Annotated in this window: 17 protein-coding genes; 12 read left to right on the top strand and 5 right to left on the bottom strand. The window is 73.9% G+C overall.

What is annotated here, in order from left to right; all coding sequences use genetic code 11:
• Positions 1-82: 82 nt before the first annotated feature.
• Positions 83-4585 (bottom strand): FtsK/SpoIIIE domain-containing protein, encoded by a 4503-nt coding sequence (locus JT723_RS26685; RefSeq protein ID WP_205047350.1) that lies wholly within the window; start codon positions 4583-4585, stop codon positions 83-85.
• A gap of 398 nt (positions 4586-4983) precedes the next feature.
• Here JT723_RS26685 and JT723_RS26680 point away from each other — a divergent pair, with 398 nt between their 5' ends.
• From JT723_RS26680 to JT723_RS26635, 10 genes are all read left to right on the top strand, one after another.
• Positions 4984-5751: a hypothetical protein gene (locus JT723_RS26680; RefSeq protein WP_205047349.1), complete on the top strand. Its 768-nt coding sequence runs from the start codon at positions 4984-4986 to the stop codon at positions 5749-5751.
• Positions 5752-5770: 19 nt separating this feature from the next.
• Positions 5771-6571, top strand: coding sequence for a hypothetical protein (locus JT723_RS26675; RefSeq protein WP_205047348.1), 801 nt, complete (start codon positions 5771-5773; stop codon positions 6569-6571).
• Positions 6568-7875, top strand: a complete 1308-nt coding sequence (locus JT723_RS26670) for a TadA family conjugal transfer-associated ATPase (RefSeq protein ID WP_205047347.1) — start codon at positions 6568-6570, stop codon at positions 7873-7875. The genes JT723_RS26675 and JT723_RS26670 overlap by 4 nt, the downstream gene beginning before the upstream one ends.
• Entirely contained in the window at positions 7875-8780 is a 906-nt protein-coding gene (locus JT723_RS26665) for a type II secretion system F family protein (RefSeq protein ID WP_205047346.1), read from the top strand. The genes JT723_RS26670 and JT723_RS26665 overlap by 1 nt, the downstream gene beginning before the upstream one ends.
• Positions 8777-9682, top strand: a complete 906-nt coding sequence (locus tag JT723_RS26660) for a type II secretion system F family protein (protein ID WP_205047345.1) — start codon at positions 8777-8779, stop codon at positions 9680-9682. The genes JT723_RS26665 and JT723_RS26660 overlap by 4 nt, the downstream gene beginning before the upstream one ends.
• A gap of 95 nt (positions 9683-9777) precedes the next feature.
• The gene (locus JT723_RS26655) at positions 9778-10023 is read left to right on the top strand and encodes a hypothetical protein (RefSeq protein ID WP_205047344.1); all 246 of its coding nucleotides are present in this window, start codon (positions 9778-9780) and stop codon (positions 10021-10023) included.
• A 65-nt stretch (positions 10024-10088) separates the two neighbouring features.
• Positions 10089-10553, top strand: a complete 465-nt coding sequence (locus tag JT723_RS26650) for a TadE/TadG family type IV pilus assembly protein (RefSeq protein ID WP_240166226.1) — start codon at positions 10089-10091, stop codon at positions 10551-10553.
• 7 nt (positions 10554-10560) lie between these two features.
• Positions 10561-11031 carry a TadE/TadG family type IV pilus assembly protein gene (locus JT723_RS26645; RefSeq protein WP_205047343.1) on the top strand — a complete coding sequence of 157 codons (471 nt, stop codon included), beginning with the start codon at positions 10561-10563 and terminating at the stop codon, positions 11029-11031.
• On the top strand, positions 11028-11489 hold the full coding sequence (locus JT723_RS26640) for a pilus assembly protein TadG-related protein (RefSeq protein WP_205047342.1): 462 nt from the start codon (positions 11028-11030) through the stop codon (positions 11487-11489). The genes JT723_RS26645 and JT723_RS26640 overlap by 4 nt, the downstream gene beginning before the upstream one ends.
• 108 nt (positions 11490-11597) lie before the next feature.
• Entirely contained in the window at positions 11598-14555 is a 2958-nt protein-coding gene (locus tag JT723_RS26635; RefSeq protein WP_205047341.1) for a LysM peptidoglycan-binding domain-containing protein, read from the top strand.
• A 423-nt stretch (positions 14556-14978) separates the two neighbouring features.
• Here JT723_RS26635 and JT723_RS26630 read toward each other — a convergent pair whose 3' ends face one another.
• Positions 14979-15572, bottom strand: a complete 594-nt coding sequence (locus tag JT723_RS26630) for a CGNR zinc finger domain-containing protein (protein ID WP_205047340.1) — start codon at positions 15570-15572, stop codon at positions 14979-14981.
• Positions 15573-15668: 96 nt separating this feature from the next.
• Here JT723_RS26630 and JT723_RS26625 point away from each other — a divergent pair, with 96 nt between their 5' ends.
• On the top strand, positions 15669-16913 hold the full coding sequence (locus tag JT723_RS26625; protein WP_205047339.1) for an MFS transporter: 1245 nt from the start codon (positions 15669-15671) through the stop codon (positions 16911-16913).
• Between the two features lie 22 nt (positions 16914-16935).
• Here the strand turns inward: JT723_RS26625 and JT723_RS26620 are convergent, their stop codons facing one another.
• From JT723_RS26620 to JT723_RS26610, 3 genes are all read right to left on the bottom strand, one after another.
• Positions 16936-18582 (bottom strand): transporter, encoded by a 1647-nt coding sequence (locus tag JT723_RS26620; RefSeq protein ID WP_205047338.1) that lies wholly within the window; start codon positions 18580-18582, stop codon positions 16936-16938.
• Positions 18579-19466: an ABC transporter ATP-binding protein gene (locus tag JT723_RS26615; protein WP_205047337.1), complete on the bottom strand. Its 888-nt coding sequence runs from the start codon at positions 19464-19466 to the stop codon at positions 18579-18581. Before JT723_RS26615 ends, JT723_RS26620 begins: the two co-directional genes overlap by 4 nt.
• Before the next feature lie 147 nt (positions 19467-19613).
• Positions 19614-20270: a bifunctional DNA primase/polymerase gene (locus JT723_RS26610; protein WP_251512989.1), complete on the bottom strand. Its 657-nt coding sequence runs from the start codon at positions 20268-20270 to the stop codon at positions 19614-19616.
• A 418-nt stretch (positions 20271-20688) separates the two neighbouring features.
• Here JT723_RS26610 and JT723_RS26605 point away from each other — a divergent pair, with 418 nt between their 5' ends.
• A complete protein-coding gene (locus JT723_RS26605) occupies positions 20689-22068 on the top strand; it encodes an NsdA family TPR-like regulatory protein (protein WP_205047336.1) in 1380 nt (459 codons plus the stop codon).
• Positions 22069-22191: the final 123 nt, after the last annotated feature.

Raw genomic sequence — 22191 nt, 5'->3', positions numbered from 1 at the left:
GGGGCCGGACCCGGGAACACCCCCGGTCGTCCGGCCCCTTCGCTTTTCCGCGCTGTCGCGGGGAAGTCCCCCGAGCCCGGGGTCAGTCCAGGCCGACCGCCTGGATCTGCACGAGCTCCCCGCCGCGCACCAGCAGTCCGCGGCCGGTCGGGCCGCCGCCGACGTCCCGTGGCAGCCGCACGTTGAACAGGTCGCCCTCCGTCGAGCCCTGCGGGGCGAGCAGCAGGCCGTTGCGCGAGCGCCGCGCCTCGACCAGGAAGCCGCGGTACTGCGAGCCCATCTGGTCGGCGTTGCCCGCCGCGATCAGCGCGTGGTCGCCGTCCAGACCGGACTTGACCACCTCCTCAAGGGCGGCGTCCAGCGGGGTGTCGTAGATCAGCTCGCCGTCGTCGACGACCACGACATACGGCCCGCCCTCCGCCTTGGCCGTCAGCTCGCGCAGGTCGTCCTGGCTCGCGTCGGCGCCCAGCACACCCAGCACCCCGTCGGCGCCGGCCAGTTCACGCAGCGGCGAGCGGCGCGGGGTGACCAGCACCACCGGCACCCCGCGCGCCAGCACCGAGCGGGCCGCGGCGATCAGCGTCGTGGACCGCCCCGACTTCTGCGGCCCCGCGATCACGAACCCCGGACCGGACTCCTGCAAGTCCACGCCCAGCGGCTGGAGTTCGTCGCCGCCCACGCCCAGCAGCGCCCACAGCGGCGACGGCGGGGTGAAGTCCGGCTCCAGAGCCATCGCCTCGGCGACCGTGATGCGCGGCGGCAGCGGGTCCACCCGCATCGGCCGGTTGCGGCGCGGCAGCCGGCGGTAGCGCTCGGTGGCGCCGCGTGCGATCCGCTGCAGCGCCTCGACCTGCGCCTGGCCCGACGGCTCGGGCGCCAGCAGCGCGATCTGGCTCTCCTGCACCCCGCGGTCGGTGGGCCGCAGCGCGCGCCCTGACGGCATGGCCTTGGGCACCTCGCGGGACGACAGGCCGCCGGTGGTGTAGTCGTTGGGGTCGGCCATCCGCAGGATGAGCTTGTCGGCGAAGACCGAGGAGATCTGCCCGTTGAACCCGGAGCGGTCCGCGGTCATGACGACCTTGAGCCCGGCCGCCGCGCCCTCCCGGAAGAGCCGGTTGGCGCCCTCGACCAGCTTGCCGTAGTTGTACGCCTCGAAGGTGGAGGTGTAGCCCTCCCAGTTGTCGAGCAGCAGCACCATCCACGGCAGCCGCTCCTCGGGGTTCGCGGCCATCGCCCGCTGCTCGGCCGCGCTCGACGCCCCGCGCATCGCCAGGAGTTGCTGGCGCCGCGACACCTCGGCCGAGAGCCGGTCGAGCAGCCGCGCCAGCCGCTCCGGCTGGTCGCGGGTGACGACGGCGCCGCAGTGCGGCAGGCTCACCAGCGGCAGCAGGGCGTTGGCGCCGCAGTCGATGCCGTAGAGGTGCACGTCCTGCGGCGACGAGCCGCGGGCCAGCGAACCGGCGAACGTACGCAGCGCCGTGGACCGCCCCGAGCGCGGGCCGCCGACGATCAGCACGTGCTCGCCGTGCACGACGTCCACCGCCAGCGGCGTCCTGGCCTGCTGTGCGGGCAGGTCGGTGAGCCCGTACGCGACCGGCGGCACGTCCTGCCAACTCCCGCCGGAGGCACTGCCCCCGGACGCACCGCCGGAGGAAGACCCGGCCACCCCCGCCAGTTCCTCCACCGTCACCTGCTCGGGCAGCGGGTCCAGCCAGGGCTTGCGCGGCGCCGGAAGCCCCAGCAGCTCGGCGGCGTCCCGGATCGCGTCCACCAGCACCGCCAGGTCGGTGACCATGGTGCCGTCGTCCCCGTCGTCGTCCGAGCCGCGCGGCAGGGGCCGGCCGAGCGAGGTCCAGCCCAGCGGCTGCACGCCCGCCTTGGCGCGCTGCTGCCCGCGCGCGGGCCGGCGCCCGCCGATCCGCGCCGACTGCACGCCGACCAGCGACTGGGCGCCGGAGCGCACATAGGCGCGGCCCGGTGTGGACTTGGCGATGGCGCCGGAGTCGGGGGCGTCGATGACGTCCCGCGACTCGTCGGCGTCGGTGACCCGCAGCGCGATGCGCAGGTTGGTGTTGGCGCGGATGTCGGCGCTGACCACGCCGGCCGGGCGCTGCGTGGCGAGCACCAGGTGCACGCCCAGGGAGCGGCCGCGGCGGGCGATGTCGACCAGCCCCGCGACGAAGTCGGGGAGTTCCGCGACCAGCGAGGCGAACTCGTCGATGATCAGCACCAGTCGCGGCATCGGCTCCAGCTCGGAGCGCAGCCCCCGGGCGTCGTTGTAGTCCTCGATGTCCTTGGTGCCCGCGGCGAACAGGACCGTCTCGCGGTGGTGCAACTCGGCGGCCAGCGACGCCAGGGCGCGTTCGGTCAGGTGCGCGTCGAGGTCGGAGACCATGCCCACGGTGTGCGGCAGCCGGGCGCAGTCCTGGAAGGCGCTGCCGCCCTTGTAGTCGATGAGCACGAAGTTGAGCGCGTCGGGGCGGTTGACCACGGCCAGCGAGGTGATGACGGTCTGCAGCAGCTCGGACTTGCCCGCGCCGGTGGTGCCGGCGACCAGCGCGTGCGGGCCGTCCCTGCGGATGTCCAGCACGAAGGTGCCGTCGGCGCCGACGCCGATCGGGGCGGCGGTGCTCGACCCGCCGCGCTGCCAGACCGCCGCGACGTCCCCGCCGGTCGGGTCCGGCATGCCGAGCAGGTCCAGCAGCCGCGCCGAGGTGGGCAGCGCGCTGTCGGCGTCGTCGCGGCTGACGTCGCGTACGGGGGCGAGCGAGCGCGCCACCAGGTGGCACCAGTCGCCGCCGACCTGGTCGGCCAGCACGTCGCCGAGCACTTCCAGTCCGGCGCCGCGCACATGCACCCGGCTGCCGTCCTGCGGCGACCAGCACACGGCCGCCCGCACCTCCTCGGGCAGCAGCCGCTCGTCCTGGTCCAGGCACAGCGCGTACATCCCGAACCGCGGTCCCTCCTGCAGCAGTTGGGGTATGCCGGGGGTGCGCCGCAGCAGCCGGGCGCCGTCCAGCACCACCAGGACGTACGGGTCGGGGCGCATCCGCCCGCCGCCGGAAGCGGCCAGCGCGTCGGCCTTGCGGCGGTTCAGCTCCTGCAGCAGCTCGGTGATCCGGTGGGCCGTGGCCTCGCCGTCGGTGCCGACCAACGCCACGCAGTCCTGGCCCTGTTGGGGTGCCAGGTGCGGCAGCCAGTGCGCCCAGCCCCACGCCTGGTCGGCGTCAGGCTCCGACGACAGCAGCACCATCGACAGGTCGCGCGGGCTGTGCAGGACGGCCGCCTGGGCCACCAGCCAGCGGGCGGTCGCCAGCGCCCTGTCGCGGGTCCCCGCCACCCCGACGACGCCGAGTTCGGGCAGCGGGAGCGGCACCGGCACGTCGTTGACCTGCGGCGGCACCGGGTGCGGTGCGCCCTCGGGGAGGTGGCCCGCGGGCTGCAGCTCGATGTCGGCGGGCAGGTCGGCGACGCCGATCCGCAGCCGCAGCGCGTCCGGGTCGGTGATCCGCCGCTCCCACAGCCGGCGGCGCGGCCCGGTCGCGAAGAGCAGGATCTCCGCCGCGTCGGGGAATGCCGCCCGCCGTTCCGCCCGGTCGGTCAACCGCGCGGCCTCCAGGGTGATTTCGTGGGCGGCAAGATCGGCTTTGTACTGCTTGGCGGTATTGCGGTTACGCTTCTTTCCCTCGCGCGATTCACTGATCCACTGGCCGAGCAGCATCACCGGGCTCATCACGCAGAACAGCAGCATGTACACCTGCTGCACCATGAAATACATGGCCAACCCGAATACCAGCGGCACCAGCGCGGCGATCGTCTGGAATCTGGCCGACTCGGTCTTTCCCGGCGGCTGCGGCACATACAGACGCGGGCGCGGCGGAAGGGACTTCAGCCGCGGCGGCCGGTTGTAGGCCAGGCCGCCCTCGCCCATCGGCGACAGGTGCGCGTCCGACTCGCTCGGCACGTCCAGCACCATGACGGTGCTGCCCGCCCTGACCTGCGCACCTGTCGGCCACTGCCGCTCGACCGCGACGGGGTCGCCCTCCAGGGTCAGCCCCGCGTCCGCCTCGGCCGCGAGCGTCACCCTGCCGTCGGCGCCCACCGACACCCGGGCGGCCAGCGCCGGCAGGGTGTCGTCGGGGACGGACACGGTGCAGCGCTGACCCGACCCGACGGTCGCCGTACCAAGGCCGAGTCGCGCCACCCGGCCCGCGCCCGGACCCGCGCACACCCGCAACTCGTAGCGCCCCGAGGGTTCTCCGGCCCGCATGAAGGGGCCGATCGAGTCGTCCACGGTGACCCGCATGCCGTCCCGCAGCACCGCCGCGGCCGGCGCCTGCGGGTCGCAGCCGACGCCGTCCGCCCACAACTGCGGTGTACCGGTGGCGGGTGAGGGGACGGGAGCGGTGCCGGGGAAGGCCACGACGGTGCCGCCCGACCCGCCGCCCCTGCCCGGCGGCGGTACGACTCCGGTGGCCCTGGCCAGTGCTGCGGCCACGTCCTGCGCGGTCGCGCTGTCGTCCGCCGTGACGACGACGTCCTGCGCGTCCGCTCCCTGCTGTACGACCGTCACGGTCACCCGCATGGGACGATCCCTCCCCGTCGCGGCCCGCCCCGCGGGCCGCCGAATCCCGGCCCCGCCCGAGCCGGCGCACCTGTCCAAGGAGGCTATCCGCCTCCCGAAACCTCACGTAACCCCCTTTGATGCGGGGCCGATGTGAGCAATTGGTGAACGTATCGACGAAACCGCCCCGGTCCTCCCGTACCGGCCCACTCTGGCAGCGCCGTTGGACTCCCGCCGGTGGTGCGGAACTGTTGCACGCCTGTGCCTGCCTTGTCGCGCAACACTCCTTGAGGGGGTTTATCCGGCGCTGATAGCGTGCCGTGACTTGACATCGGCAACGGGGCGACGCCGTAACGGAATACGGCGGCCACCCCCCATCGACGGCCGATTTCGGCGCACGCAGGACTACGGGGGCAGTCGTGAGGACCAGGGACCGTTCGAGTGCCGGCGGCGGCGCGGGCCGCCCGGCAGGCGTACCCGCACCGTCACTGGGAGTTCCCGGCGGTGAACGCCTTCCGGTGGCGCCGCGGGAGCGCAAGCCCGCACTGGCCGCGCTCGCCGTGCTGCTCATCCTGCTGGGCGCGCTCGGCGCCACCGTGATGGTGATGCGGGCCGGCGACAAGGTCTCGTACGTCGAGATCACCCAACCGGTCGCGGCCGGCGACCAGATACCGCAGTCCGCGATCCGCGAGGTGATGCTCTCGGAGAACACCGGGCTCGGCCTGATCCGCTGGGAGCAGCGCGGCGACCTGGTGAAGAACTACCGGGCCGCGGTCACCCTCGTCCCCGACTCGGTCCTGTCCGACCAGATGATCACCAAGAAGGACAACGTCCTCACCGCGGGCAAGTCGCTGGTCGGACTGTCCCTCAAGGACGGCCAGTTCCCCAAGGGCGGCATCAGCGTCGGCGACACCGTGGCCGCCTACGTCGTCGGCAACGACGCGGCCAAGAGCCAGAACAGCGGTGCCACGAGCGGAACGTCCGGCGACACCGGAAATGCTCCGCGCAGCACGCTGATCAGCAACCGGCTCATCGTGAAGTCGATCGGCACCGACAACTCCGACCTGGGCACCGGCGACACCAACGTCACCGTGATCGCCGACACCGCCGACGCAGGCCCGCTGACCATCGCGGCCTCCGCCAACAACGTCGCCCTGGTCCGCGTCCCGCCCGCCGGCGGGAACTGAGCGAGCGGCGGACCACGTCATGGCACTCATCGCCATCGCCGCCGACAAGGGCTCACCCGGCGTCACCACCGCGGCACTCGCGCTCGCCGCGGTGTGGCCGCGGCGCGCCCTGCTGGCCGAGACCGACCCGGCCGGCGGCGACCTCGTCTACCGCTCGCGCGGCGCGCACGGCGGGGTACTCGATCCCAACGTCGGGCTGCTGTCGCTGGCCGCGACCGCCCGACGGGGCCTTGCCGCCGAGCAGTTGTGGGACCACGCGCAGCCGCTCAGCGGCGGCCTCGACATCCTGGTCGGCATCGGCAGCGCGGAACAGGCCGCGGGACTCAGCGGGTTGTGGCCGATACTCGGCCAGGCCTTCGCCACACTGGCCGAGTCGCCCAATGGCGCCGCAGACGTCATCGCCGACTGCGGCCGCATCGGCGGCGACACCCCGGCGCTCGGCATGCTCGCGCACGCCTCCCTGGTGCTGCTGGTCGCCAGGACCGAGGCCGAGCAGCTGGCGCGGGTCAGGGACCGGGCCGGTGCGCTGTCCGCCAAGCTGCACGGCTCGCAGCGCGGCGCCGCCGCCCTCGGCTACCCGCCGATCGGCGTCGTCCTGATCGCCGAGCCCGGGCAGAGCGCCAGGATCGCCGCCCAGGCCAACGAGATGCTGGTCGCCTCGCAGATCGCCGCCCGCGTCGTCGGCACCCTCGCCCACGACACGGCGGGCGCCGAGATGCTGGGTGGCCGCCGCCGCGGCCGGCTCGACAAGTCGCTGCTGATCCGCTCGGCCCGGCAGGTCGCCGCCGACGTACCGCAGCGCTACGGGGTCTTCCGATGAGCGAGATCGACCACCAACTGGTCAAGCGGTTCCGGCAGGAGGCCGGCGACCGTATCGCCGAGCAGCGCCGGCTCGACCAGGTCGCCGGCGAGATCGCCATGTCCGCTGAGGACGAGCGGCAGTTCGCCCGGGCGATCATCGCGCAGATCCTGGAGGACTACGCCCGCGCCGAGATCACCGTCGGCCGCACCCCGCCTGACGCGCTCGCCGAGGAGGCCTACGCGGCGGCCGTGCACGCGGCGCTCTTCGGCGTCGGCCGGCTGCAACCGCTGCTGGACGACCCGGAAGTGGAGAACATCGACATCAACGGCTGCGACCAGGTGTTCGTCGGTTACGCCGACGGGCGCGAGATCCAGGTCGAGCCGGTCGCCGAGACCGACGACGAACTCGTCGAGCTGATCCAGGTGCTGGGCGCCTACTCCGGCCTGTCCTCGCGCCCCTTCGACTCCGCCAACCCGCAACTGGACCTGCGACTGCCCGACGGTTCGCGGCTGTCCGCGGTGATGGACGTGACGCGCCGCCCCGCGCTGTCCATCCGCCGCGCCCGGCTCGGCAAGGTCTTCCTCGCCGACCTCGTCGGGAACCACACGCTCACACCGGAGCTGGGCAGCTTCCTGTCTGCGGCGGTGCTGGCCCGCAAGAACGTGATGATCGCCGGCGCCACCAACGCGGGCAAGACCACCCTGCTGCGGGCACTGGCCAACGTCATCCCCCCGCAGGAGCGGCTGATCACCGTCGAGCGCGCCCTGGAACTCGGCCTCGACCAGTTCCCCGAACTGCACCCCAACGTGGTGGCGTTCGAGGAGCGGCTGCCCAACTCCGAAGGCCAGGGCGCGATATCCATGGCCGAGCTGGTACGCCGCTCGCTGCGCATGAACCCCTCGCGGGTCATCGTCGGCGAGGTTCTCGGCGACGAGATCGTCACCATGCTCAACGCCATGTCGCAGGGCAACGACGGCTCGCTGTCCACCATCCACGCCAACAGCTCGGCCGAGGTCTTCAACCGCATCTCCACCTACGCCCTCCAGGCGCGCGAACGGCTGCCCGTCGAGGCCTCGCAGATGCTCGTCGCCGGCGCGATCGACTTCGTGGTCTTCGTGCAGCGGCGCAACGACTACCAGCACGGCGGCACCCTGCGCCGCGTCGTCACCTCGGTCCGCGAGGTCAACGGCGTGGACGGCAGGGTCCTTTCCAGCGAGGTCTTCGCCGAGGGCCGCGACGGTGTGGCGATGCCGCACGCACCGCTCGCCTGCCTCGACGAACTCCTCGCCTGCGGCTACCAGCCCACGGGGGTGTGGCGGTGATGACCGGAGTCTTCTCCCTGACCGTGATGTACGCACTTCTCGCCGGTGCGCTGGCAGGCGGCGGCGTCGCGCTTCTCGTGGTCGCGATCCGCGGCTGGGCGCCCAAACCCGCGGTGGCGGGCCAGACGTCCGCCGACCGCGCCTCCGACTTCGTGCGCTTCCTGTCGCAGCGCGGCTCCGTCGCCGCGGTGGCCGGCATCGCCGTCATGGCGCTGACCCGCTGGGCGGTGCTCGGCATCGCCACCGCACTGCTGGTCTTCACCTGGGACCGGCTCTTCGGCGGCGCCGCCGAAGAGCGGGCCGCGATGAAGCGCGTCGAGGCGCTGGCGTCGTGGACGGAGTCGCTGCGGGACACCATCGCCGGCGCCGTCGGCCTGGAACAGGCCATCCCCGCCTCGGCCCGTGCGGCGGCACCGGCGCTGCGCAGCCACCTGGAGTCGCTGGTCGACCGGCTGCGTTCGCGCACCCCGCTGCCCGACGCGCTCCAGCACCTCGCCGACGAGATCAACGACGCCTCCGCCGACATCATCATCGCCGCCCTGATCCTCAACTCCCGGCTGCGCGGCCCCGGGCTGCGCGACGTGCTGGGCGCACTGGCCAAGTCCGCCCGCGAGGAAGTGGACATGCGGCAGCGGGTCATGGCGCAGCGGGCCAGCACCCGGCGCAGCGTGCAGATCGTCGTCATCGTCTCGGTGGTCGTCGTGCTCGCCCTGGCGATCTTCAACCGCGGCTTCGTCAAGCCCTACGGCACGCTGGTCGGCCAGCTGGTGCTGGCCGTGGTGTGCGCGCTGTTCGCCGGCGGCTTCTGGTGGCTGCGCAGCCTGTCGAAGGTCGAGACGCCCGCCCGCTTCCTCGTCCACTCGCCCGAACTGCACGCCCAGCGCCAGGAAGCGGGGCACCTGTGAACGACATCGCACTGTCCGCACTGCTCGGCGCCGTCACCGGGCTCGGCGTCTTCGCCCTGATCAGGGCGCTCGTCCCGCGCCGCCGCAGCGCCGCGGCGACCATCGCGGAGATCGACGCGCTGCGCGCCGCGGGACCCGCCTCGGGGCCGGCACCGCGCCCCACCGACCTGCGCGGCAGGGTCGGCCGCCGGATCGCCGCCTTCTACCTCGAACAGGGCTGGGAGATGCGCTCGTTGCGCGCCGACCTGGCCGTACTCGACCGCAGCTGGGAGGGATTCCTCGCCACCAAGATCCTGCTCGCCGCCTCCGGCCTGGTCTTCGGCCCCTTCCTGTTCGCCCTGGTGTGGCAACTGGGCTTCGGCGTCAACCCGATCGTGCCGGTCTGGCTCGCGCTGGCCTGCGCGGCGCTCTTCTTCTTCCTGCCCGACGTCGAAGTGCGCCGCGACGCCGCCGACAAGCGCAAGGACCTGCGCCGGGTCATCGGCGCCTACCTCGACCTGGTCGCGATGAACCTGGCCGGCGGGCGCGGCCTGCCGGAGGCGCTGATGGCCGCCGCCGAGGTCAGCGACGGCTGGGCGCTGGTACGCATCCGCAGCTGCCTGGCCGACGCGCGCATCACCGGCATCAGCCAGTGGGTGGCGCTCGGCCGGCTCGGTGCCGAACTGGGCGTCGAGGAACTGCAGGACCTGTCCGTCGCCTTGGGCCTGGTCGCCGACGACGGCGCCAAGGTCCGCGAGTCGCTGGCCTCCCGCGCGGAGACCATGCGGCACCGCGAACTCGCCGAGATCGAGGGGTCCGCAGGCGAGAACTCGCAGTCCATGCTCGTGGCGCAGCTGATGCTCGCCGCGGGATTCCTGGTCTTCCTGATCTTCCCGGCCGCCATGCGCGTCTTCCAGGCCTGACCCGACCGCAGGCGGCCACCCGTACGCCGAACGCGCCCCGACCGGGGCGGCAGCAAGTGCCCGAGCAAGTGCCGTAGCCAGAAAGGAACCGGACAATGAACAGTCCTCATCCCCTTGCCAGAGCGACACAGCCGCTCGTCGCCTTCGTCCGCCGGCGCATCGAATGGGCCAGGACCGAGGGCCGCAGCGTCGGCGCCTCGGCCGTCGAGTGGGTGATCATCTCGGCCATCGTGGCGGCCCTGGTCGCCGGGATCGGCGTGGCCATCAGCAAGGCCCTGGACACCAAGAAGGACAGCGTCACCAGCTGCATCGACAAGGCGTCCAAGGACACCAGCTGCTGAGGACCGCGGAAGCGGTCCGGCAGCGCCGATGACGGGAAGCCGACGGGGGAGATGAGCTGACGGGGATGAGCAGCCTGCATACGTACCGCCGAGCCCTGCGCGGCCGGCTCGCCGCAGCGCGCGGCGACAGCGGCGTGGGCCGGCGCGGGAGCGGCGACCGCGGCATGACCGCGATCGAGTTCGTGTTCCTGACGCCGATCGTCTTCGGCGTCATCTTCCTGACCGTGCAGTTCGCGATGTACTACTTCGCCGCGCACGTCGCGCAGGCCGCTGCCCGCGCCGGGGCCAGGGAAGCCCGGGCGCAGGCGGCCGTGCACGACGACTGGCAGGACCGGGCGCGCACCAAGGCGAACGGCTACATCGACCAGCTCGGCGGCAGCCTGCTGACCTCGCACCACGTCGACGTCCAGCGCGACGGCGACAACGTCAGCGTCGAGGTCGTCGGGCATGTGCCGTCGATCCTCGGCATCGGGATCACCGTGGACGAGCGGTCCCAGGGGCCGATCGAACGCTTCGTGCAGGGCGGGTGAGGCGCGGATGACGACACTCACGGCCGCGGTCGCCCGACTGCGCGGGCGCGCCCAGGCGGCGCCCGCGGCGGAAGGGACGTCAGGGGCGGACGCGGGGATCTCCACGATCGAGATCGTCATCCTGGCGCCGCTGCTGATCCTCTTCATCCTGGTGCTGGTCGCCTTCGGCCAACTGGTCGACGGGCGGGGCGCACTGGACGGCGCCGCGCGCGACGCCGCACGGGCCGGCTCGCTCCAGGGCGAGCGCGGCGCCGCCGACCGGGCCGCGCTGCAGGCCGCGACCGACGACCTCCAGGGCATCTGCGAGGGCGCGGTCCACATGACCACCGACGGCACCGACTGGACCGCGCAGGGCGGCCACTACGCCGTCCAGCTGTCGTGCACGGTACGCGGCCTCGCCGTCGTCGGGCTCAGCATCCCCACCACCATGAGCAGCCAGTTCGCCGCACCGCTCGACCCCTACCGGAGGTACGAGTGAAGCGGCTGCACGCACGGCCGGCCGCCGCAGGCGGCAGCGACCGCGGGTCGGGTGCCATCGCGGTCGTCATCTTCGCGCTGCTCTTCATCGCGCTGGCCGCCTTCGTCGTGGACGGCGGCATGACCGTCGCCAAACGCGAGCGCGCCGCCGACCTGGCCGAGCAGGCCGCCCGCGCCGCCGCCCAGGACATCGACGTGGACGCCCTGCGCAGCGCCGCGGACCTGGGCGCGACCGCACCCATCAACTACACCGACTGCGACGCCGACATCCGCACCTTCCTTGAGGCCGCCGGCCTCGACGGCGACGACGTCCGGGCCTCGCACTGCGTGGCGCCGACCAACGCCGACCAGGTCACCGTGCAGGTCCAGCTCACCTACCAGCCGATGCTGAGCGGCTTCTTCCTCAGCGGCGACCAGCACGCCAAAGGGGTCGCGTCCGCCCAGTCACTGACCCGCTGAGAGCACCCGACCGACGACGTACCGACCGACGACGCACACGTACCGACGACGTACACGTACCGACGCAGCGACGACGTACAGCCAGCCAGAGGAAGCAGGGCAGCAGCGATGGCACGCACGACCGCCACGGGACGCACCCACCCGCAGCAGGGGCCTGCTCAGGGCCGACCGCCGCGCAGGCACCGCACGTTCGGCGACGTCGTCCGCGCGCTCGGCGCCTTCGTGGTGCTCGCCGTCCTGGTGGTCGGTGTGCCGGGTGCGCTGCTCTACTTCATCGGCTCGCCCTTCCCGCACCACTTCGACTCCGACGTGCTGCGCCAGCCGATCACCACCGAGACCTTCGTCAACTCCCTCGCCGTGGTGGTCTGGCTGGCCTGGGCGCAGTTCGCCGCGTGCGTGCTGGTGGAGGCCAAGGCGGCGGTGTCGGGCGTCGGACTGCCGCACCACATCCCCGCATCCGGCGCCAGCCAGCTGCTCGCCCGCCAACTGGTGGCCGCGCTGCTGCTGCTGGGGGTCGGCGCCGCGACCCTCACCCCCGGCCTCGGCCAACTCGGCACCCATCACAGGGCGCACCAGGAGGCCAGGCCCGGCGTCGCGGCAACCGCCCAGCAGACACCGGGAGTTCCGCACCAGGCCCAGTCCTCCGCCGTCGTCACCCCGCACCAGGACGGCGGCGCGCGGGCCGGCACCGCACACGGCGTCGAACGCAGCCAGCAGGCCACGAAGTTCTACCGCATCCAGCCGCCCGAGGGCCGCCACCACGACTCGCTGTGGGACATCGCGCAGCGCCACCTCGGCGACGGCCGCCGCTACAAGGAGATCTACGAACTCAACAAGGACCGTGTGCAGCCCGACGGTTCCCGGCTCTCGCAGGCCAGCCTGATCCGCCCCGGCTGGGTCATGGAGATGCCGGGCGACGCGCACGGCGGCGACCTGGTCGAGATGCCCGTCGCCGCCCCGCACGTCGCCCACGACGTCAAGCACTACGCGGAGCACGGCGGCGCCAAGGACACCACCGCGGAAGGCGCCCACGCCGACCCCGCGCCCGCCGTCGCCGGGCACGACGTGCAGGCGCCGCCCGCCGAGCCCGCTCCGGCCCGCGCGCCCGCGCATGCCGAGACCCAGGAGCACGCCCCGGCGACCGCCACCGCGGCGGACCAGGGCGCCCACGGCGGCGGCCTGTCCGCGCTGCCCGAAGCCCTGATCGCCGCCCCGCTGCTCGCCGCAGGCCTGCTCGCCGCCCTGGGACGCCGGCGGCGCACCGCACTGTGGCAGTCCGTCGCGGAAGGCGTGCTGCGCACCCCGCGCACCCCCGCAGGGCCGCAGGCCGACGCCGCCGACGCGCTGCGCATCGGCGCCGACCCCGACACCGTCGCCTTCCTCGACCGCGGCCTGCGCGCACTGTCCGCCCGGCTCGACACCGAAGGCCGCCAACTCCCCACCGTCTACGCGGCCTGGCTCACCGCCGACGAACTCCACCTCCAACTCGCCTGGCCCGAAGGGCGGCCACCCGCCCCCTGGCAGCTCGGCCAGGACGACACCTTCTGGCGGCTCGCCCGGGCCGCACTCCCCGAGGACGCCGACACCGCGGCGGCAGCCCCGTACCCCGGACTCGCGGTGCTCGGCACCCTCGACGGCGCGCGGCTGCTGCTCAACCTCGAAGCGGTGCCCGGCATCGTCTCGCTCAGCGGCGGCAGGGCCGACCGCGAAGCCGTACTCGCCGCCGTCGCCGCCGAGTTGGCCACCAACGGCTGGTCCGACCGCATGACGGTCACCCTCGTCGGCTTCGCCGAGGACCTCACCGCGCTCGCCCCCGCCCGGGTACGCCACCTCGCCGACGTGCCCGAGGTCATCGAGACCATGGCCGCCGAGACCGCGCAGCGCCTCGCCGCCCTGCGCAACGCCGGCCAGGACAGCGTCCTCACCGGCAGGACCGGCCGCGCCCAGCACACCCAGTGGGCACCCCACCTCGTGCTCGTCGCCGCCCGGCCCACCGAGGAGGAAGCCGAACGCCTCGCCGAACTCGCCGCCGACGCAGGCCGGCTCGGCATCGGCTACCTCGTCGCCGCCGGCACCACCGCACTCCCCGGCGCCGCCTGGGAACTCCACGTCAGCGCCGACGGGCGGCTCACCGCACCCCTGCTCGGCCTCGACCTCACCGCGCAGCGGCTGCCCGCCGCCCAATACGCCGCCGTCCTGCGGCTGTTCGCCGAAGCCGGCAACGGAGGCGACGGTCCCGAACCCGGCCCCGACGCACCGCCCTTCCTCGTCGACCTCAGCGACCAGGGCCGCCCCGGCATCTACGCCAGGCTGCTCGGCCCCTTCGAACTCATCGGCGTCGACGCGCCGCCCGCAGAACGCAGCGCCCTGCTGCACGAAGCCCTCGCCCTGCTCCTGCTGCACCGCGAAGGCGTCCACCCCCGCGTCCTCGCCTCCGCGCTCTGGCCCCGCGGCGTCACCGAGGACGTACGCGACGCCCTCGTCGAACGCCTCCGCGACTGGCTCGGCACCGACCCCGACGGCACCGCCCGCATGTCCTTCGACGACACCGGGCGCATCGTGCTCGCCACGTCCGTCGTCTCCGACTGGGACGTCCTCCAGACCCTGCACCACGAAGCAGACCGTGGCGGGGCGGCGGGCGACGCGGCCGCCCGCCGCCGGCTGCTCACCGACGCGCTGTCGCTGGCGCGCGGGCGGCTGCTCGAAGACCGCGCCCCCGGGCGCTACGGGTGGCTCGCGCACGAGATCGTCGACGCGCAGCACCCCGTGCTCGTCGCCGAGATCGCGCTCGGGCTGTCGTCGCTGCACCTCGACGCCGCGAAGCCGAAGGCGGCTGTCGCCGCCGTGGAGACCGGGCTCGGGGTCGCGCCCGACGACGAGCGGCTGTGGCTCGAGCTTTTGCGGGCCGCGCATGCCACGGGGGATTCTGCGCGGGTCGAGGCCGCCGCGGCCACGCTGCTGGCCCGCGCCGCCGCCCTCAACGGCCCCTCGCGGGGCCTGCCCCCCCGAGTCGAGGCCCTCCTCGACGACCTCCACCCCACCTGGCGCACCCGCCTCGCCAACTAGCCCCCGGCGGTGAGCCCGGGAGTCCAGACGCCTGCCCCTTGCGGTGCGCTTGCCCCTTGCGGTGCGCTGTGGCTGGTCGCGCAGTTCCCCGCGCCCCTTCAGGTCCTGCCCCTTGCGGTGGGCGGTCACCTTCCCCGCCGCGGTGGCTGGTCGCGCAGTTCCTCGCGCCCCTGGGTGGGTGCCACTTGCCGTGGGGTCGCACCATTCGGTGCGTTGTGATGGGGCGCGCAGTTCCCCGCGCCCCTGGAAACGCTCACCCTGGGGGAAGAGGGCACCCCTCCAGGGGCGCGGGGAACTGCGCGCTCAGCCCGAAGGGGCGGAAAGCAAGCAACGCCACGGCAAGTGGCAATCACCCAGGGGCGCGGGGAACTGCGCGACCAGTCACGACGGTGCTGAGGTCGACCGCTCACCGCAAGGGGCAGCTCACCGTCTTCCCGCGGAGCGGAAAGACGACTTCTTGGACTGGTTGCCGCACGTGTCCATCGAGCACCAGCGGCGGGTGCCGGGGCGGGAGTGGTCGAGGAAGAGGGCGCCGCAGGTGGGGGACGCGCAGGCGTGGACGCGGGGGAGGAGGGCGGGGGAGGCGACGAGGTCGAGCGCGTCGCGGGCGACGAGCGCGAGCACCGCGCGTACGGGATCCTCGGCGCGGTGCCGCACCGCACCGTCGGGGGCGAGGTGGGGCACGGGCACGTCCGCGGCGGCGGCCCGGTTGAGCCGGGCGCGGACCGCGGGGGCGGGCGCGACCGCGGCGCCCGCGGCGACCGCCGCGGTGACCAGGGTGTACGCGGCCTCGCGCAGCGCCCGTGCGGCGAGCACGTCGGCCGGGCCGGGCCCGGGCGCTGAGCGCGGGCCTTCGACCGCCGGCCCGCACTGCCGTACCCACGCCATGAGCGCGGCCGGGTCGGCGAGTTCCTCCGTCGCCCGGGGAGTGCCGCGGTAGCGCAGGGTCCGCAGGTAGTCCAGGCACAGCCGTCCCGAGCCCTGCCGGAAACGCGGCGGTGCGGTGATCTCCTCCATACGGCTCAGCCTACTGGTGGAACCGGTTTGACTGGTACCTTCGCAGCACCGGTCAAACCGGTTCCCGCCCGTGTCCGTCCGCGCAGTGAGGTGTCGATGTCCCAGCCCAACGGCCCCGCAGAGCTTGCCGATTCCGCCGCCAGGACGGCCGGCCCTGCCGTACCGGACGCGGCGCAGGCGGGGCCGCCGCGGCGCCTGGTGGTCCTGCTCGCCGTGTCCTGCGGACTGACGGTGGCCAACCTGTACTACGCCCAGCCGCTGCTGAGCGAGCTGCGGCGGTCCTTCCACATCGGCTCGGTCGTCGCGGGCAGCCTGGTGACCGCCACCCAGCTCGGCTACGCGCTCGGCCTGCTGCTGATCGTGCCGCTGGGCGACGTCACCGAGAAGCGGCGGCTCGCGACGCTGCTGCTGTCGCTGACCGTCGGCGCGCTCGTCCTGGCCGGTGCGGCACCGGACTTCGCGGTGCTGCTGGCCGCCTCGCTCGTGGTGGGGTGCACGCTCACCGTCGCGCAGATACTCGTGCCCTTCGCCGCGGACCTCGCGCCGGACGCGAGCCGGGGGCGGGTGGTCGGGCAGGTGATGAGCGGGCTGCTCACCGGCATCCTGCTGTCCCGCACCGTCGGCAGCGTCGTGGCGGGCGCGACGAGCTGGCGGGTGGTCTACCTCGGCTCGGCCGCGCTGATGACCGTACTGACGCTGGTGCTGCGCTCGGCCCTGCCGCCGCGCCCGCCGGCCGCCGCGCTGCGGTACGGGGCGCTGCTGCGCTCGACGGTGCGGCTGCTCGGGGTCCATCCGGCGCTGCGGCGCCGGGCGCTGTACCAGGCGGCGATGTTCGGGGCGTTCAGCGTCTTCTGGACGACGATCTCCTTCGTCCTGACCGCGGCGCCCTTCCACTACCGGCAGTGGCAGGTCGGGCTGTTCGCCCTGGCGGGCGCGGGCGGCGCGCTGATCGCCCCGCTGGCCGGGAGGTGGGCGGACCGCGGACTGGTCCGGCCGATGACGGCTGCCGCCTTCATGGCCGCTGCGGTCGCCTTCGGTGTGGCGGGGGTGGGTCGGCACAGCGTGCTGGCCCTGGGTGCGGCGGCCGTGCTGCTGGACATGGCCGTCCAGACCACGCTGATCCTGGGGCAGCACGTGGTCTACCAGCTGGACGGCGGCGCGAGGGCGCGGCTCAACAGCGCCTTCATGGCGACCTTCTTCGTCGGCGGCGCGGTCGGGTCGCAGGCCGGGTCCGCCGCCTACCACCTCGGCGGCTGGCCCTACGCGGCCGCTCTGGGCGCCGCCCTCCCGCTGCTGGCCCTGGCCACGACCTTCCGCCGCCCGCCGGCCGGGAGAGCGTGACCCCGACCCGGGACCTGCCCTCTCACTTGCGCACCGTCGCGAGGATCTCGGGGAGGCGGTCGAGGAGTCGGGGCGCGGTGAAGCGCAGGGCCAGCGCGGCCAGCGCGGCACCGTAGAGGGCGCCGACCGGGAGGGCCAGCCAGAGCAGGCCGTGGTGGCCCGTGAGGTGCAGGGCGACGACCGGCCCGAGCACCGGCAGGCACAGCGCCGCCCCGGTGAGGGTGCCGCCGAAGACGTTGATCATCACCAGGCCGCTCTGGCCGGGGGCGGCGTTGGAGAAGGGGTTGTCGCGCGGCACCGCGTACGGGTAGCGCACGCTGGCGAAGCCGCCGGTGGCCACCAGCGCGCCGGTGAAGGCGAAGGACAGGCCGAGTGTCTCGGCGAGTGCGTCCGCCTGCCCGAGCAGGACGGCGGCGCCGGTGGTCACCACCGTGACGTAGGGGACGGCGATCACTGCGATGGCCAGCGCCCGGCCGCGCAGTTCGGCCTCGGCGTCGCGGCGGTCGGCGATCGTGGCCATGACGGTCCAGAAGGCGGAGCCGTCGAGACCGAACTGGTTGTACATCTGTATGCCGAGCAGGCCGGCGGCCCACAGGCACTGGTAGACCGTGCCGTGCTGGACGACGGCGACCAGCGGCAGCAGCAGGCCGACCGCCAGGCCGGTCGCGAGCGCCGCCTTGGCCCGCGGGTCACGCCACATGTAGCGGAACTGCCGCTGCATGACCGTGCCCGTACGCCCCGAGGGCAGCCGCAGGCCCAGCGGGGAGCGACCCGCCGACCGGTCGCGGCCGCCGGACGCCTCGGGGGCCGCGGCGATCGTGGACGCGTCGGGCGAGACCATCAGCCGGAAGAGGCTGCGGTGCCACCAGCGCAGCACCAGGGCGGTCGCCGCGACGGTCACGGCGAGTTGCACGGCCGCCAGTCCGTACGCGCCCCGGCCGGTGGAGCGGACCGCGTCGACCGCGGTGGCGGGCGGTATCCAGCGCAGCACGGACGCCGCCGACGTGGCCCGGTGCAGCCCGTCGGTGCCGGACAGCGAGCTGAGCCCGAGGTTGACCAGCTGGGCGCCGACCGCTACGAAAAGACCGCTGAGCAGCGCCAGGTCGCGGCCCCTGCGGCTGGTCAGCAGCCGGGTGTTGGCCGCGGCTATGGCACGGGACAGTGCGACGCACAGGACCAGCAGCAGGGCGACGGACAGGGCCGAGACGACGACCGCCGCCGGGCCGTGCGCGACCGCGGTCACCGCGCCGGCGGCCAGCAGCAGGGTGAAGAGCGGGCCGACGCCGACCAGTGAGGAGGTGAGCAGCGCGGTCAGCAGGGGGCGCGGGCGCAGCGGCAGCATGGCCAGCCGGGTCGGGTCGAGGGTGTCGTCGCCGCCGAAGAAGAACAGCGGCATCACCGCCCAGCCGACGCCGAGCACCACGGCCACGGTCACCGAGACCGCGGGTGCGTAGTGGTTGCCGCGCAGCGCGATCATGCCCGCGCCGTTCGCCAGCGCATAGAGCATCGTCAGGCCCACGCCGATGCACCAGCCGACGGTCCGCCCGCGGGACTGGCGCAGTCCGTTGCGCATCAGCGACAGCTTGAGCCGGACGAAGACGCCGGTGACGGAACCGCCGGCAGAGCCCGTGGCGGGCGGGGAGACGGAAGGCGGCGCCGCAGCGGTCATCGGGAACCGCCGCCCAGCCAGTCGAGGTCCTGGCCGGTGCGCCGGTCGGCGCCGACCAGGGACAGGAAGGCGTCCTGCAGGGTGGGCGCCTCGCCGCGCACCTCGGCCAGCGGACCGCGCGCCACGATCCGGCCCGCGGCCATGACCGCGACCCAGTCGCACAGGCTCTCCACCAGCTCCATCACGTGGGAGGAGAAGACGACGGTGCCGCCGCCCGCCGTGTAGCGCTCCAGCACGCCGCGGATGACCTGGGCGGACACCGGGTCGACGCCTTCGAAGGGCTCGTCGAGGAAGAGCACCTCGGGGTTGTGCAGCAGCGCGGCGGCCAGGCCGATCTTCTTGCGCATGCCCGTCGAGTAGTCCACCACCAGCTTGTGCTGGGCGGCCGTCAGGTCGAGCACGTCGAGCAGCTGGCCGGTGCGCTTGTCGACCTCGGCGCCGGGCAGGCCGCGCAGCCGCCCGGTGTAGGCGAGCAGTTCGCGCCCGGAGAGCCGCTCGAACAGCCGCAGGCCCTCGGGCAGCACACCGATCCTGGACTTCACCGCGACCGGGTCGGCCCACACGTCGTGGCCGTTGATCTGCACCAGGCCGTCGTCGGGCCGCAGCAGCCCTGTGACCATGGACAGCGTGGTGGTCTTGCCCGCGCCGTTCGGCCCCACCAGGCCGATGAAGCGGCCCGCGGGCAGGTCGAGTTCGATGCCGGCGACGGCCGCCTGCTCGCCGAAGCGCTTCCACAGCCCGCGCACGCGCACCGCGGGCACCGGTCCGCCGTCCGGCGCGCCCGCGCCGCCCTGCGCCTGCCCGCTGCCGCCTGCCGTCCCGTAGTACGGCAGGGGCGCTCCCCGATCCGCCCGCGGCGGTGTGCCGTCCGGCTCCTGTGCCATGTCGCGGCCCTCTCCCCGTGTCCTGCCCGCGCTGGTCCCACGCGTGCTGCCACCCTACGGGGGGCCACTGACAGTGACGAGTGGCGGGCGGTGAGTGCGGACGGTGAGCGGGGTCGCAGGCCGGAAGGGTCGGGCAGGCCGGGCGGGTCAGCGGGCGCGGGCCGCGGCCGTCTCCCGCCCGCACGCGTACGCCAGCGGGCTCAGCAGCTCCTGCGCCTCCGGCAGCCAGCGGTTGGCCTGGGACGGCGGCCGTACCCACTGGGCGCACCCGCCCGGCGCGGTCCTGGTCGGCGGCGCGACGACCCAGCTGCCCTCGCCCAGCACCGCCAGGTCCAGCGACTCGGGCGGCCAGCCGAGGCCGCGCAGCAGCTCGGGGACCTTCGCGCCCGCGCCCGGCAGGACGAAGAAGAGCAGCCGGCGTCCTGGGGCGCCGAGGACCGGGCCGAGCGGCAGGCCCATCCGCTCCATCCGGGCCAGCGCCAGGCAGCCGGCGTCCTCGGAGACGTCGATGGCGTCGAAGGTGCGCCCGGTGGGCAGCAGGACCGAGGACTGCGGCTGCTTCAGCCACATGCGCCGCACCGCGGGTGCGGTGCCGCTGCCGCGGCCTGCCCAGTCGGGGCGCACGGGATGTGCGCCGGGCGCGGCGCAGCCGGCGGACCCGCAGGAGCAGCGGGGCGCACCGGAGGCGGCGGGCTCCAGCCAGGAGCCGGGCAGCACGTCCCAGTGCCGTTCCTCCGCGTAGCGCACCGCCGCGTCGAGGAGTTGACCCGTGAACTGGCGCGGGACTCCGATGCTGTCTTCCACGCGCTGCACAACTCCCCGGGTGACGGGGGGTTACGGGGGGATGTCGCGGCTCATGGCGGGCGCACGGATGCACTGCCGGGGGCGCGTACGGGCAGCGGGCCTTCGCCGCGGGTAGGCACTGGGGGGCGGCCCGCCGGGCGGCTCCGGTGAAACACCGGCAAAGCAGGGCATTTTCCGCCCGGAGTGTGGGAAGCATCCGCACGGGGAGCCGCAGGACACCGGCGCGCTGCCCCGTATCGATGCAGAGCCGTACGGGAGACGGGCCGTACGGACACACAGGCAGTGCCGTTCCGGGACGGGCCCGGACCACGAAGAGCCGTACCGACACCCAGCCGTACGGACAAGAGCCCTACAGACACAGAGCCGTAGCGACGTCAGTCACCAGGACGGGGTTGACGAGGACGAGGGGGACACCACCATGGCCGCACGACCACTTGTGGCGCGGCAGCCCAACGAGCGGCTCCAGTCGCTGATCCAGGAGGCCGGCTGCTCCAACGCCGGGCTCGCCCGCAGGGTCAACATGTGCGGGGCGGAGCACGGCCTCGACCTGCGCTACGACAAGACGTCGGTGGCCCGCTGGCTGCGTGGCCAGCAGCCGCGTGGCAGGGCGCCGGGGATCGTCGCCGAGGCGCTGGGGCGCAAGCTCGGCCGTGCGGTGTCGATAGACGAGATCGGCATGGCCGACGGCAAGAACCTGGCCACCGGCATCGGCCTGCACTTCGCGCCGACCGTGCTGGGCGCGATCGAGCAGGTCTGCGAGCTGTGGCGCAGCGACGTCGGCAGGCGCGACTTCCTCACCGGCTCCACGGTCGCCGCCTCCGCGCTCGTCGAGCCCAGCAGGGACTGGCTGATCACCCGGCCCGACCAGGGCGTGGCCCGCAACGGCGGCGCAAGGGTGGGTGCTTCCGACGTCGAGGCGGTCAAGGCCACCACCCAGGCGCTCACGGAGCTGGACCACAGGTTCGGCAGCGGCCATGTGCGGCCGGTGGTGGTGCACTACCTCAACAGCGTGGTCTCCGGGCTGCTGGCGGGCAGTTACCGGGAGTCGGTAGGGCGCGAGTTGTTCTCCGCCGTGGCCCGGCTGACCGAACTGGCCGGGTACATGGCGGTGGACACCGGCCAACCCGGCCTGGCGCAGCGCTACTACATCCAGGCGCTGCGGCTCGCCCAGGCCGCGGGCGACCGCGGCTACGGCGGCTACATCCTGGCCGCGAGCATGAGCCACCTGGCAGCCACCCTCGGCAATCCCCGGGAGATCGCCCAACTCGCCCGCGCGGCCCAGGAAGGAGCCAGGGGACAGGTCGGCCACACAGCGGAGGCGATGTTCTACGCGGCCGAGGCGCGCGGCCACGCCCTGCTGGGCGACGCCCGCACCTTCGCGACCGTCGCGGGGCTCGCGGTCGGCGCCATGGAGCGCTCGGAGCCCGACCGGGACCCGGCGTGGATCGCGCACTTCGACCACGCCTACCTGGCCGACGAACTGGCGCACTGCCACCGCGACCTGGGCCAGGCCGCGCCCGCCGCCCGGCGCGCGGAGGAGGCGCTCGCCGCGCACCCGGCCACCCGCACCAGGCGCAGGGCGATCGACATGCTGCTGCTGGCCGGCGCCCAGGTGCAGCAGCGGGAGGTCGAACAGGCCTGCCAGACCGGCACGCAGGCCGTCGCGCTGCTGTCGGGACTGCGCTCGGACCGCGGCGCGGAGTACCTGGAGGACTTCCGCAGGCGGCTCGACCCGTTCTCCGCCGAGCCCTCGGTACGCGAGTTCGGCGCCCGGCTCGAAGCGCAGGACGCCGCATAAACGGTCGAACGGCAACTCCACACCGAATCGTTATCCGACCGACACCGTTCGCGTGGAACGCCGCAAAGTGCTGGAGAAACCCGGCGGCGCCGCCTCCCGCGGCGCCCCGGACCGTACGTCAAG

Source organism: Actinacidiphila bryophytorum, from assembly GCF_016916835.1.
In the GTDB taxonomy this organism is placed as follows: Bacteria; Actinomycetota; Actinomycetes; order Streptomycetales; family Streptomycetaceae; genus Actinacidiphila; species Actinacidiphila bryophytorum.
The sequence above is the reverse complement of the archived record's forward strand: the minus strand, read 5'-3'. Positions and strand labels throughout refer to the sequence as shown.

Coding starts and splice junctions, on each gene's coding strand:
- JT723_RS26645 (WP_205047343.1), top strand. CDS start 10,561: ATGACGACACTCACGGCCGCGGTCGCCCGACTGCGCGGGCGCGCCCAG.
- JT723_RS26605 (WP_205047336.1), top strand. CDS start 20,689: ATGGCCGCACGACCACTTGTGGCGCGGCAGCCCAACGAGCGGCTCCAG.
- JT723_RS26655 (WP_205047344.1), top strand. CDS start 9,778: ATGAACAGTCCTCATCCCCTTGCCAGAGCGACACAGCCGCTCGTCGCC.
- JT723_RS26630 (WP_205047340.1), bottom strand. CDS start 15,572: ATGGAGGAGATCACCGCACCGCCGCGTTTCCGGCAGGGCTCGGGACGG.
- JT723_RS26685 (WP_205047350.1), bottom strand. CDS start 4,585: ATGCGGGTGACCGTGACGGTCGTACAGCAGGGAGCGGACGCGCAGGAC.
- JT723_RS26675 (WP_205047348.1), top strand. CDS start 5,771: ATGGCACTCATCGCCATCGCCGCCGACAAGGGCTCACCCGGCGTCACC.
- JT723_RS26625 (WP_205047339.1), top strand. CDS start 15,669: ATGTCCCAGCCCAACGGCCCCGCAGAGCTTGCCGATTCCGCCGCCAGG.
- JT723_RS26665 (WP_205047346.1), top strand. CDS start 7,875: ATGACCGGAGTCTTCTCCCTGACCGTGATGTACGCACTTCTCGCCGGT.
- JT723_RS26620 (WP_205047338.1), bottom strand. CDS start 18,582: ATGACCGCTGCGGCGCCGCCTTCCGTCTCCCCGCCCGCCACGGGCTCT.
- JT723_RS26615 (WP_205047337.1), bottom strand. CDS start 19,466: ATGGCACAGGAGCCGGACGGCACACCGCCGCGGGCGGATCGGGGAGCG.
- JT723_RS26670 (WP_205047347.1), top strand. CDS start 6,568: ATGAGCGAGATCGACCACCAACTGGTCAAGCGGTTCCGGCAGGAGGCC.
- JT723_RS26650 (WP_240166226.1), top strand. CDS start 10,089: ATGAGCAGCCTGCATACGTACCGCCGAGCCCTGCGCGGCCGGCTCGCC.
- JT723_RS26635 (WP_205047341.1), top strand. CDS start 11,598: ATGGCACGCACGACCGCCACGGGACGCACCCACCCGCAGCAGGGGCCT.